The organism is Hymenobacter sp. BT730 (assembly GCF_030542105.1).
In the GTDB taxonomy this organism is placed as follows: domain Bacteria; phylum Bacteroidota; class Bacteroidia; order Cytophagales; family Hymenobacteraceae; genus Hymenobacter.
The window spans coordinates 322244-335075 of record NZ_JAUOFB010000002.1 but is presented as its reverse complement, the minus strand read 5'-3'; the positions used below and the strand labels follow the sequence as shown (position 1 = coordinate 335075).

The following is a 12832-nucleotide window of genomic DNA, read 5'->3' as shown; positions in this document are numbered from 1 at the left end:
AGCCCCCACCGGAATTCGGTGGGGGCTTTTTTTATGGTTTTTTAGGCCTTCTCCTTTACAGCAGCCGGCTCGCCATCTACTTTCAACTGTACTTCCATGTTGCCCCGGGTGCCTACCGAGTAAGGGCATATCTCATGCGCTTTGGTCACCAGTTCCGAGGCCCGCTCATGGCTTAGGCCTTTCAGGCTAACGTCCAGTATGGCGCTCAGCCCGTAGCCTTCCCCTTCCTGAAACAGCGTTACGGAGCACTGTACGGTGCTAGCGGGGTCCAGCCGCTCTCCTTCCTTCTGGGCTATAACCAGTAAAGCCTGCTGAAAGCAGGAGGAATAGCCGGCCGCGAACAGCTGCTCGGGGTTGGTTGCCCCCTTCTTCCCGCCCAATACCGAGGGTACCGACATTTCCATATTGATAACGCCATCCTCTGAGCGCACTTGGCCACTACGGCCGCCGGTAGCCGTTGACTCGGCCGTATACAGATTCTTTTTCATAGGAGCAGGGTTAATTAGAATGGGTAGATATGAAGGCTTAACCTGCTACCAGTTAGGAAGGTTATCTTGTTTTGCGCATCCTAATGCGGAACAGAATCTAAACTTACCCCCACCAGGCTGCTTGTTGGACGGTATTTTTCTGTTAGTTTTGCCGCCCCTACCCGCCCGGTCGCGTAGTACAACGGATAGTATAGGAGTCTCCGAAGCTCTTGATCCAGGTTCGATTCCTGGCGCGACCACTTAAAACGCCCTCTGTGCAATCGGAAGGGCGTTTTTGCATTCATGGGGTACAGACTGGGGCACAGTATTATCGTTTCGCATCTCTCGTACATTCATCGCCGCCGCAAAACTTCCTAAGTTGGCATGACTTGAATTTCGCGTTTGCTTGGCTGTTGCCCTTTACTTGTCGTAGTGTTTACAGTAGCCTAAATGCCATGCCCAGCTGGGGCAGCGACTGCGTTAGCGGGTAAAATGCGGGTAAAAAGTGTTAAACCCAAACCGAGCGGACCACATGGCCCGCTCGTTGCGTTTCCCCTACGCCTCAAAATGCGGCCAGTCCTTATACCCTGAAGGCCCTGCACCTCTACCCTCCTATTAGTAGTTGTTTGATTTGTCTACAAAGTGGTTTGATTGGTATTATGCTGCCCTCTCAGAGCTGCGGACCTTTGTATTGCTTCTAGTAAGGAAGCTACCACACCACAGACAATTACTATGGCTAACAAACAAGTTTGGCTGATTACCGGCGCTGGCCGGGGGTTGGGCCTCTACATCGCCCAGGCAGCACTAGCAGCTGGTCACGCTGTCGTGGCCACCGGCCGCAACCCGGATAAGGTAGCCCAGGCCCTGGGCCCCGCCGACGACCTCTTGGTAGTGAAGCTGGACATCACCAGCGCGGCTGACGCAGAAGCAGCCGTGAAGGTGGCCGTAGACCGGTTTGGCCGCCTCGATGTACTGGTGAACAACGCTGCCAATTTTTACGCGGGCTTCTTTGAGGAGCTGACGCCGGAGCAGATGAATCAGCAGCTGGCTACCAGCCTTATCGGCCCGATGAACGTGACGCGGGCTGCGTTGCCCGTGCTGCGCCAGCAGCGGGCGGGGCTGGTTATGACTATCTCCTCCACGGCCGGTCTCGTGGGCTTTGAGTTCGGCACCGCCTACGCCGCGTCCAAGTTCGGTCTCGAAGGCTGGATGCAGTCGCTGCAGGCTGAGGTGGCCCCGTTTGGCATTACGACCATGGTGGTCAACCCGGGCTTCTTCCGCACCGAGCTGCTCACGGAGGAATCTACCCATTTTGCCGACCAGCCCATCACCGACTACGACGAGCGCCGGGAAGCACAAATGCAGTTCTGGAAGGGTGCGAACGGCCAACAGCCCGGCGACCCGGCCAAGCTCGCCCAGGCGCTGCTCACCGTTGCCCAGGAGCCAACGCCGCCCCGCCGCTTTCTGGCTGGTGCCGATGCTGTGGCAACCGCTGAGCAGGTCGCTAGCGAGCTTCTGCAGCAAGCCAACGCCTACCGGGAGTTGTCGTCCTCCCTGGCTTTCGACGAGGCCAACGACACCAGCCACGAGAACTAGCTCGGGTTGGCCGCAATCCGCAAACAAACTACCTCCCCGTTTATGGAAAAGAACATGCAGTCCACGGAAGGGCATGCCGGTGCGAGCCGCAGCCTCAGTCGCCGCGACTTTGTGACCAAGTCCGCCCTGCTCGGGGCCAGCTTAGCTGTCGCGCCTGCGTTACTAGTTGCCTGCTCAGAGCAGTCAACAACCAGCCACAACGGGGGCAACCAAGTACCCCCTACCGCTAACAAGGATATGAAAATCCGAAAATTAGGTACCCTTGTCGTCTCCGAAGTAGGCGCAGGGTGCATGAGCATCAGCGCCAACTACGGCCCGCCCGCGGACAAAAACCAGGGTATCCAGCTTATTCGCACCGCCTACGAACAAGGCGTCCGCTTCTTCGACACGGCCGAAGTGTACGGCCCCTATACCAGTGAAACGCTGGTGGGCGAAGCGCTGGCCCCGTTCCGCGACCAGGTCGTCATTGCCAGTAAATTCGGGTTCAAGATTGATGGCACTACCGGACTCGATAGCCGCCCTGAACACATCCGCAAAGTGGTGGAGGAGTCGCTGAAGCGCCTGCGCACCGACCGCCTTGACCTGTACTACCAGCACCGGGTGGACCCCCATGTGCCCATCGAAGAAGTAGCGGGTGCTATCAAAGACCTCATCCAAGCCGGGAAGGTGTTGCACTTCGGCCTCTCGGAGGCGAGCGCCCGCACCATTCGCCGGGCGCATGCGGTGCAGCCGGTGAGTGCCGTGCAGAGTGAGTATTCCTTTATGGAACGAAGCCCCGAGCATAACGGCGTGCTGGCGACTTGCGAGGAACTGGGCATTGGTTTCGTCCCCTGGGGCCCAGTGGGCATGGGATACCTGACGGGCAAACTCGACGCCCGCACGAAGCTCGACCCGAAAACCGACCTGCGTGCGGGGTTCGAACGGTTTACGCCGGAAGCCCTGGCCGCTAACCGACCCATAGTGGACCTGCTGACCCAGTTGGCAAAAAAGAAGAACGCTACGCCCGCCCAGATTTCCCTGGCCTGGCTGCTGGCGCAGAAGCCCTTTATTGTGCCCATCCCGGGCACCCGCAACCTAGACCACCTTCAGGAGAACCTCGGTGCCCTCCAGGTGCGGCTGACGCCTGCCGACCTGCAGGAGTTGGAGAGCGGTTTCGCCAAAATCAAGGTGCACCGGGGCCGCATGAATGCCCAGCAGATGCAGCAAGTGCAAACCGTATAGCGTGCTCCGCTCATGTTCGTAACGAAACGCCCCCGGGCTGCGTCTGTTAAAGGACCACAACAGCCGCTTTCCCTAGCCAAGACGTTGCCGCAGCCCATGACAGTACCCCTCCCTACCTCTTCTCGGCCGGGCATCTTCCCGCTCCCTTCTTCTGGGGGCGGCGAAGTCACCGTGCTGACCATGCAGGAGGCCGAGTGCGGGCTGGGGCACTACGACCGGCGTGATGTATTCAAATGCGTGCTGGTGCTGAAAGGGGCCAACGAGCTGCATTACGCCACCCGCAGCTACCACATCGATAAGCCCGCATTGGTGTTCACCAACCGCCTAGTGCCTTTTTCGTGGGAGCCAGTCGAAGATACAGGTGAGCAGGAGGGTTACATCTGCGCCTTCACCGAACCCTTTTTGCATTCGGCTATGCGCGGCGTCAGCCTCAAGGAGTCGGTGCTCTACCGGGTGGATGGCAACCCGGTGTACTACCTCAACGATGAGCAACAGCGCTATCTGAGCGAGGTGTTTGCCCGCATGCGTCGGGACTTCGATACCGATTATGAGCACAAAGACGACCTGCTGCGCAACCAGCTCTCGCTTATCGTCCACGAGGCGACCCGCCTGCAGCCAGCCAGCCCCTATACCGGCGTTGCCACCAATGCGGCGGAGCGCGTCACTAACCTGTTCATGAGCCTGCTGGAAATTCAGTTTCCTGTGAGCAAGGAATACCATGAACCCTTCCTGAAAAATGCGCAGGACTATGCCGACCGGCTGGCCATCCACGTCAACAGCCTGAACCGGTCGGTGAAGGAAGTGACTGGTAAGCCCACTACAGTCCACATCGCCGAACGCCTCACCAGCGAGGCCAAACTGCTCCTGCACCACACCGACTGGAGTGTGGGCGACATTGCCGACCGCCTCGGCTTCGAGTACGCCACCTACTTCCACCGCTTCTTCAAGCAGCACACCGGCACTACGCCACGAGCCTTTCGTCAGGCGGCGTGAAAAATTACCACGGAACGGCTATGGGATGTTATCGAGGCCTTGGGATATGACCAGGGCGAAGTACGGCGGCATCTGGAAAAAGCCCCAAATAAGCCCCCATTGGGTTCTTGGACTGTAAAGGCGTTTTGCAACTTGTTGGATATTAAATGGATAGAATTATATTTTAGTTAAAAGCAAAATTCCTAACGCAACTACAAATCCAAATAATTATCTGTATTTCAGTTTGTTATGTTGATTTTTGGTTTGTATTAAAACGTTGACCTTCCTCTTCAAGGCAAGAAAATTTTGTCAGCTTTATATAAGGGTTGGTTTATATTCTAAAAAAGAGTTATTATTGAGTACAATCTTATCTTCAATTAATCAAATCAAGTTATGGCATTAGTAACCTGCCCCGCGTGCTATGGGCAATTTAGCAGCACCGCAACACAATGTCCATCCTGTGGTTTTCAGCGCCATAAGTCTCAAAGAACGCTCATCGGCAAGCTGATCAAATACGCATTCAGCGGATTTAACCCATTGATGCTATGATTTTTACTAAAGACCTAACTACTCGTTTTAACGGGAAATAGTATTCGAAGTGAATGAAGCAAGGTGTTGCGATTGACACAGGCTTTTTATCCTTGATGGTTTTAGCAAGATTGTCAATGTTGGATCTGCTATTTCCACTGATCCTGACCTAAAAAAGCCTAGCAATTAAGCAATTGCACCCCAGTGATGAAACCATTTTTCGGCTCTTCATTAGTCATAATTGGGTAGAAGCGAGCTTTTACAATCAGTTTGACTTGAGTAGTTTCTAAGCTATTCATCAGTCTTCCTGAAGAAGCTGCTAATCCGATAATCAGAACATTCTGGGAACCTGCATCAGGCTTCTCCCCTGCATCTTGTTGAGTGAATGGTGAGGGTGCTACGACCGATTGTCAAGTGCTGCTCCTGAATGGCTGACAGCACTTAGTAATATTCTGCTGATGGAGGATCACTAGTCAGGTGGTACGTCTACTTAGCGGGAAGGTGATAGTGTAGAGCTATTCTATGTATAAAGTGAAATATATGAGGCAAAATTGCTGTTATACTCCGTTGCTACTCTTGCTTATGAATTGTTTATAACATTCACTTACTAGCTGTCTCAAGGCTTTGGGACAAGTGAGGAAAGGGTAGATTATAGATTCGACTTCTGGCGCGACCATAAAACCCCATTTGTAGAAATGCAGATGGGGTTTTTCGTTTTGAAAAGGTCTCTTTGTTCAGAGAATCTTCTTATTTGATTCCTCTTCAAAGTATCCGGTATATTTGGTAACGTGTTGTTCCCTGAATTCCCCCCCGCCCCTATCGTGCATTGCTCGAGGAGGACTTTCCCTGTTGTACTTCGCCTGCTGTTTTTTCTAACGGTTGGCCTGGGGCTGCTGACTGGTTGCTCTCATTCGGTCAAGAAACCCGCCTACCGCATTGGGTTTTCGCAGTGTAGCACGTCCGGGCCTTGGCGCGAGGCTATGCTGGCTGGTATGAAGCGCGAATTGAGCTTTCATTCTGAAGCCCAGCTGCGTATGCTGGATGCCCAGGACAATAGCCAGCGCCAACAGCAGCAAATCCGGGAACTGCTGCGCGGTGGCATTGATTTGTTGATAGTTTCGCCCTATGAATCTGGCCCGGTAACGCCGGCTGTGGAGGAAGCCGTTAACCAGGGTGTTCCGGTGGTGCTGCTGGACCGACGCACCGCCTCGCCCCGGTATACAGCCTACGTGGGCGGCGACAATATGGAAGTGGGCCAGACGGCAGCCCGCTATGCCGCCCGGCTGCTTTACCAGCATGGCCACGTGGCCGAAGTGCTGGGCACCCCCGGTTCCTCAGCTACTACCGAGCGCCACCAGGGCTTTGTGCAGGCCCTGGCTGCCTATCCCGGAATGCAGTTGGCAGGCCAGGTAACCGGTAACTGGAAAGAGAAGACCCTGAAGCCGGAGCTCATCAAGCTGCTACGGGCTCACCCAGAAGTAACCTTGATTTTTGCTCATAATGATGCCATGGGCCGCGGCGCGCATGAGGTCTGTGAGCAGCTAGGCATAGCCAAGCGAGTAAAGGTGATTGGAGTAGATGGTATGGCGGGGCCCGGTGAGGGTATTGACCTAGTGGAGCGCGGAGTATTGAGTGCCTCCGTTCTATACTCGCCTGGCGGCGAGGAAGCCATTCGGACAGCGCTGCAAATCCTTAATAAGCAGGCTTTCAAGCGGGAAAACACGCTCGGCACATTGGTCATCGACTCCACTAATGTGCGCACCATGCAGCAGCAGACCGATAAAATGGTCAGCCAGCAGCATGATATTGAGCGCCAGCAGGGCCTGCTACACACCCTGCGTGCCACCTATGCCAGTCAGCAAACGGTACTGTATATTCTGGCAGCGGCACTATTGGGAGCAGCTGTATTGGGCGCCTTTGCCTGGTATTCGGCCCGCCGCAACCGGCAGATCAACCGCCAACTGGCGGCGCAGAATGCAGAAATTGATGCTATCAACCATCAGTTAATCAGCCAGAACGAGGAGATAAGCAGCCAGCGTAATCAGCTGGAAGCCATGGCCGCCAAGTCCCGTACTGATACGGAGGCCAAGCTGCGCTTCTTTACCAACTTCTCGCACGAGCTGCGCACCCCCCTTACCCTTATTTTGGGGCCGGTTGAGGAACTCCTGACCCACAGTCCCAACCTAAGCTCGGCGCAGCGGCATGACTTGGGCCTGGTACGCCGCAACACCCAGCGGTTGCTACAACTGGTCAATCAGCTACTGGATTTTCGGAAGATTGAAGTTGGCAAGATGGCCGTGCGCGCCACAGAGGGAAACCTGGTCACTTTTGTGCGGGAAATTGTAGATGCCTTTGAAAAGCCCGCCCGGTTACGTGGTGTACAACTGCGTATGCTGGCAGCCGAGCCGGTGCTAAAAGCCTGGCTCGACGTGAATATTCTGGATAAGGTGTTCTTCAACCTGCTCAGCAACGCCCTGAAGTTCACACCCGACAACGGCCACATTACCATCAGCGTGCAGGCGGCCGATGAGGGACGCGCGCTACAAGTAAGTGTGGAAGACACAGGGCGCGGCATTACAGAGCAGGATAAGGCGCACATTTTTGAGTGGTTTTATCAGGGCGACCAGGGAGCGGTGGCCAAGGGCTCAGGCATGGGCCTGGCGCTGGCGCTCGGGCTCACCCGTCTGCATCAGGGCCAGCTTACCTTCAGCAGTCAGCCGGGCAAGGGCAGTACGTTTGTGGTAACGCTGCCCCGTGAGCTACCGGAGGCCTTACGTTCCGCAACGCTCATTGAGCCCATGACATTGGCCCTGGATGAGCCGGAAGCTTTACCAGCAGAACTGCCCGCCGATACGCCCATTGCCACTGACCGGGAAACGCTGGTGCTGGTGATTGAGGATAACGCCGAGGTCAACGAGTTTCTGGCCCGGAAGCTGCAAACCGATTTCCGGGTGCAGACTGCTACGGATGGGCACACCGGCTTCCGGATGGCGACTGACCTGATTCCGGACCTGATAGTGTGCGATGTGATGATGCCAGGCCTGAGCGGGCTGGAAGTAGTAGCAAAGCTTAAGGAAGATTGGCGCACCTCACACATTCCGGTGGTATTGCTCACGGCCCGTACCGCCCCGGAGCAGCAAGTGGAGGGCGTGCAGGCCGGTGCTGATCTGTATCTGACCAAGCCCTTTAACCCTACTTTCCTGCTGGAGAGTGTGCGTACCCTGCTGGCCAACCGTGCCCGCCAGCGGGAGCATTACCGCCGGGAACTGTCCATTAACACGGCCACGGTAGCGGCCGCTAGCCCTGACCAAAAATTCCTGGCCGACCTGACCGCCATTGTGGAAGCTAACCTGATGCGCTCTGACCTAAGCGTGGAAGATGTAGCCCGCAGCCTGGGTATTTCCCGCATGCAGCTTTACCGCAAAGTGAAGGCCCTGTTGGGGACCGGCGTTACGGACTTCATCCAGAGCATCCGCCTGACTAAAGCCCGCGAATTGCTGCTCGATGACACGCTCACTATTACCGATGTAGCTTATGAGCTGGGCTTCTCTTCCCCCTCCTATTTCTCCACCAGCTTTAAAACCCGTTATCAGATTTCTCCTTCCGAGTTCCGTACGCTGCACATTACCCCGCATCACTGAAAGATTCTCGAAAGTGGTGTTATAAAATTGAAACCAGGCTGGTAACAGGCCTGGTTTTTTTATTAATAGTTAACTGATATTCAGCTGCATATAGTATTTTAATATACTGAACGCATTTTGAAAGAAATGAGCAATTGTTAGCAGGGTTGACCGGGGATATTTGTCCGAAACCACTACCGCAATGCTTACGCCGCTCCCCATCGTTTGCTTCGGAGAAATGCTCTGGGATATGCTGCCAGCCGGCAAGCAGCCCGGCGGCGCGCCCTTTAATGTAGCAGTGCATCTGCATCAGTTGGGTGTACCCGTGCAGCTTATTAGCCGGGTGGGCGACGATGAGTTGGGTGCAGAGCTGCTGGCCTTCAGCGCCAGCAAAGGCCTCGATAACCACCTGGTCCAGCGCAGCGCCACGCACCTTACCAGCGTAGTAAAAGCCAACGTGAGCCAGCGCCACGAGGTGACTTTCAAAATTCTGAAGCCCGTGGCCTGGGATTATATCCAGCATACCGACGAGTTGCGCGCAGCCGTGGCTGCCTCCGGCGGGCTGGTGTATGGCTCATTGGCTGCCCGCAGCCTTACCACCCGCGAAACGCTGTACCGCCTGCTGCAGGTAGCGCCTTTTAAGGTGTTTGATGTGAACCTGCGCCCGCCGCACTACAGCCGCGAGGTGGTAAAATACCTGCTCCGCCAGGCCGATCTGGTGAAGCTGAATGAGCCAGAGCTCACCGAAATTATGAGCTGGCTGGGCCAGCCAGCTGCAGATCTAGCTACGGCCCTGCCCTGGCTGGCGGGGCGCTTCGGCCTGCAGGCCGTGTGCGTCACGCGCGGAGCCGCTGGCGCCGCCCTCTGGACCGATAATCAGCTGTTTAACTGCCCGGGGTTTCCGGTACCCGTGCAGGATACCATTGGCTGCGGCGACGCTTTGCTGGCAGCCCTGCTGGCCGGCCGGCTGGCTGGCCTGCCACCTGCCACCTACCTGCGCCGTGCCTGCGCGGCCGGCGCCCTGGTAGCCATGCACCAAGGGGCTATGCCGCCCCTCACCCCTGCCGATATCGATGTGCTTGCTTCTTCCACTCTTACCTGATACCTGTATGCCCGCAACCTGCAACCACTAGTTGGCAGCCCAGCCGCCAGCATGTGGTTCTCTCCCAACCAAGTTTCTTTCTCCCCTTACTTAACCCCATTCCCATGCCGTTTCCTATACCCTTCCCCCCCGGCCACTGGCCCCTTACCAAACGGTTGCTTACCCCTGCTCTGGGTGGCTTGCTGTTCACCAGCTTGGCGCTGGCGCCCTTTGGGGCTGAGGCCCGCGCTACTGTAGCAACCGCCTATTCACCTGCATATCTGGAAGATGTGCGCCATCTGGCAATAGCCGGCGGCACCGTTACGGGCCGCATCGTTGACGCCAAGGGCGCCGCATTGCCCGGCGTTACGGTTGTAGTAGCCGGCACCTCGCTGGGCAGCTCCACCGATACCAACGGCTTCTTCACTATTGCAAACATACCGGCCGGCGCGCAGACACTGGTTATTTCCTCAATTGGCTATACTACGGTGCGGATTCCGGTTTCTGTGGTAGAAGGCCAGTCGACGGAGGTGCAAAGCACTACGCTGGCTGAGAATACCCAGGCCCTGAGCGAAGTAGTGGTAGTAGGCTATGGCACGCAAACCCGCCAGGAGCTCACCACTTCGGTTACCTCGGTTGGCGCTAAAGCCATTGAGCGTCAGCCGGTAGCTGGCTTTGACCAGGCACTACAGGGCCAGGCGCCCGGCGTGCAGGTTACTTCCCCTACCGGGGCGCCCGGCTCGGGCATTAACGTGCGGATTCGCGGCAACAACTCCATTACGCTTTCCAACTCACCGCTGTACGTCATTGATGGGGTACCCGTGCTGCCTACCTACGACCGGGAACTCAGCATTGGCAACCAGAAGCCCAACCCGCTGAATACCCTCAACCCGAACGACATCGAAAGCATTGACGTGCTGAAAGATGGGGCGGCAGCGGCTATTTATGGCCTGCGCGCCTCCAACGGAGTTGTCGTAATTACCACCAAGCGCGGCAAAGCCGGTAAGCCCCAGATTGGCTTTAGTGCCTACTACGGCAAGCAGCAGCTGCGCAAAAAGCTGGACGTGCTTAATTCCCAGCAGTTTGCCACGCTCTATAATGAGATGCTGGTAAATAATGGGGAGGAGCCAGCTTTTGCAAACCCCAATAATCAGGAATTCAATACGGACTGGCAGGATGAGGTGTACCGCAGTGCGGCCATTCAGAACTACCAGCTGAACGTGAGCGGAGGCTCGGATAAGACCCGCTATTATATCTCCGGCGGGTATTTCAAGCAGGATGGCATCATCCTGAACTCCGGCTTCGACCGCTACAACTTCAAGTTGAACCTGGATCAGCAGGCCGGGGAGCGTTTGAAGGTGGGTACCAACCTGAACCTGAGCCGCACCTTCAACAACGGAAGCGTGCGCAGCGAAATGGCCCTGGGCAACTCCGGCACGGTACTGGGTACGCTGGCTCAGATTCCCACCATTCCGGTACGGGACGCTAACGGCGTGTATGGGGCCAATCCTTTCTCCTTCTCCGATAACCCCGTTGGTAACCTGCTGGAAACCCATAACAAAGGTATTACCTACCAGGCTATTGGCAATGTGTATGGTGAGCTGGCGGTATTGCAGAACCTGAAGTTCCGCTCCTCACTGGGTCTTGATTTCCGCACCCAGCTGGAGAATGAGTTCATCACCCGCGAGTATCCCGGCACTTCCCGCTCTGACCCAGCTCAGCGCGGCAGCGCCCGCACCGGCACTACCCAGCAGGTTATCTGGCTGCTGGAAAACACCCTGACCTACAACCCGGATCTGGGCGAAAAGAACAACCTGACTTTGCTGGCCGGTCAGTCGGTGCAGGAGTCTAACCGCTTTGCGTCTAACGCCTCCACCCGCTACTTTGCCTCCAATGCTTCGCCTTATCTGCCAGGCGGCGCTGAACGCACCGGAGCCAGCAGCTATGAGGAAGAGTGGGGCCTGATGAGCTACTTTGGCCGGGCTATTTACAACTTTGATGAGCGCTACCTGGCCACCGTCAGCTTCCGGGCCGATGGCAGCAGCCGCTTCCAGGACAAGTTTGGCTATTTCCCGGCCGTGGGCCTGGGCTGGCGCATCTCCAAGGAGCCATTCTTCCCACAGGGCGCACCGGTTTCTGACCTGAAGCTGCGCGGCAGCTTCGGCGCCATTGGCAACCAGGAAATTGGAGTGTATGACCGGTTCAGCACCTACAATACCGGCTATAACTACCAGGGAACCGGCACCGGCATTGTAGGTGGCATTGGTCCTAACCGCATTGGTAATCAGGATGTGAAGTGGGAAACCACCTACCAGTACAACGCTGGCCTGGACCTGGGCATGTTCTCCGACCGCATCACCCTGAACCTGGATGCGTATCTGAAGCGCACCCACGACCTGCTGACCAACGTTCCGCTGGCTCCCAGCACCGGCGCCCAGGCGCTGGACATTATCCAGAACGTAGGGGAAGTGGAAAATAAAGGCATTGAAGTGGGCCTGAACACGACCAACGTGCAGGGCGAAGAAGGCAGCTTCTCCTGGAGCACGAACTTTAACGTATCCATGAACCGCAACAAGGTGCTGGATGTGGGCACTCTACCCAATGCGGAAGGCGAGCAAGCACCGCGCGACATCATCGGCGGCTACAGCATCACCCGTGCGGGTGAGCCCCTGGGCTCGTTCTATGGCTACACGGTGCAGGGCATTTTTCAGTCTGATGATGAGGTGGCCGCTGCCCCCACGCAGAACAATGCCAAAGCCGGCGACATCCGCTTTGTGGATACCAACAACGATGGTAAAATTACGGACGATGACCGGACCGTTATTGGTAATCCTAACCCCAAAGCCATTGCCGGCCTCACCAACAACTTTGGCTACAAAGGACTGGAGCTGAGCGTGCTGTTCCAGGGTAGCTTCGGTAACGACATCTACAACCAGAACCGGCAGTCGATTGAAGGCATGGCCGACCCCGTGAACCAGAGCACCCGGGTGCTTAACCACTGGACGCCTACTAACACCGACACGGACATTCCCCGGGCAGTGCGCACGGACCCGAATGGCAACAACCGTTTCTCTACCCGCTTTGTGGAAGATGGCACTTACGTGCGCCTGAAAAACCTGACGCTGGCCTACAATATTCCGGTTGGCCTGATTCAGAAAGCCCATTTCAGCGGCCTGCGCCTGTACGTAACGGGCCAGAACCTGATTACCTGGACCGACTATCTGGGCTATGACCCGGAAGTTAGCGCTGACCCCTTCTCCTCTACCGGCTTTGGCCGCGACTTTGGGGTGTATCCACAGGCCCGTACCTACACCGTTGGCCTCAACGCCACTTTCTAAGCTTCTCCT

The 12832-nt window shown here is 56.4% G+C and carries 7 protein-coding genes and 1 tRNA gene; 7 read left to right on the top strand and 1 reads right to left on the bottom strand.

Annotated elements, in window-relative coordinates; translation table 11 throughout:
• Positions 1 to 41 precede the first annotated feature (41 nt).
• Positions 42 to 488 (bottom strand): organic hydroperoxide resistance protein, encoded by a 447-nt coding sequence (locus Q4G72_RS08375; RefSeq protein ID WP_303310967.1) that lies wholly within the window; start codon positions 486 to 488, stop codon positions 42 to 44.
• A 167-nt stretch (positions 489 to 655) separates the two neighbouring features.
• On the opposite strand from Q4G72_RS08375, the gene Q4G72_RS08370 reads away from it, so the two are divergent.
• The 7 genes from Q4G72_RS08370 to Q4G72_RS08340 all read left to right on the top strand — a co-directional run bounded on the left by Q4G72_RS08370 (position 656) and on the right by Q4G72_RS08340 (position 12823).
• Positions 656 to 727, top strand: a tRNA-Arg gene (locus Q4G72_RS08370).
• 472 nt (positions 728 to 1199) lie between these two features.
• Positions 1200 to 2063, top strand: coding sequence for an SDR family oxidoreductase (locus Q4G72_RS08365; RefSeq protein WP_303310966.1), 864 nt, complete (start codon positions 1200 to 1202; stop codon positions 2061 to 2063).
• A gap of 42 nt (positions 2064 to 2105) precedes the next feature.
• Complete coding sequence (locus tag Q4G72_RS08360; RefSeq protein ID WP_368408976.1) at positions 2106 to 3284, top strand: aldo/keto reductase; 1179 nt, start codon at positions 2106 to 2108, stop codon at positions 3282 to 3284.
• Positions 3285 to 3380: 96 nt separating this feature from the next.
• Positions 3381 to 4277 (top strand): helix-turn-helix domain-containing protein, encoded by an 897-nt coding sequence (locus Q4G72_RS08355; protein ID WP_303310965.1) that lies wholly within the window; start codon positions 3381 to 3383, stop codon positions 4275 to 4277.
• Positions 4278 to 5572: 1295 nt separating this feature from the next.
• Positions 5573 to 8425, top strand: coding sequence for a hybrid sensor histidine kinase/response regulator transcription factor (locus tag Q4G72_RS08350; protein ID WP_368408975.1), 2853 nt, complete (start codon positions 5573 to 5575; stop codon positions 8423 to 8425).
• A gap of 181 nt (positions 8426 to 8606) precedes the next feature.
• A complete protein-coding gene (locus Q4G72_RS08345) occupies positions 8607 to 9506 on the top strand; it encodes a carbohydrate kinase family protein (protein ID WP_303310963.1) in 900 nt (299 codons plus the stop codon).
• Positions 9507 to 9610: 104 nt separating this feature from the next.
• Entirely contained in the window at positions 9611 to 12823 is a 3213-nt protein-coding gene (locus tag Q4G72_RS08340) for a SusC/RagA family TonB-linked outer membrane protein (protein WP_303310962.1), read from the top strand.
• The last annotated feature ends 9 nt before the right edge of the window (positions 12824 to 12832 follow it).

Bases quoted from the DNA above. Each gene is read 5' to 3' on its own strand.
- Q4G72_RS08375 (WP_303310967.1), bottom strand. From the start codon at position 488: ATGAAAAAGAATCTGTATACGGCCGAGTCAACGGCTACCGGCGGCCGT.
- Q4G72_RS08365 (WP_303310966.1), top strand. From the start codon at position 1,200: ATGGCTAACAAACAAGTTTGGCTGATTACCGGCGCTGGCCGGGGGTTG.
- Q4G72_RS08360 (WP_368408976.1), top strand. From the start codon at position 2,106: ATGGAAAAGAACATGCAGTCCACGGAAGGGCATGCCGGTGCGAGCCGC.
- Q4G72_RS08355 (WP_303310965.1), top strand. From the start codon at position 3,381: ATGACAGTACCCCTCCCTACCTCTTCTCGGCCGGGCATCTTCCCGCTC.
- Q4G72_RS08345 (WP_303310963.1), top strand. From the start codon at position 8,607: ATGCTTACGCCGCTCCCCATCGTTTGCTTCGGAGAAATGCTCTGGGAT.
- Q4G72_RS08340 (WP_303310962.1), top strand. From the start codon at position 9,611: ATGCCGTTTCCTATACCCTTCCCCCCCGGCCACTGGCCCCTTACCAAA.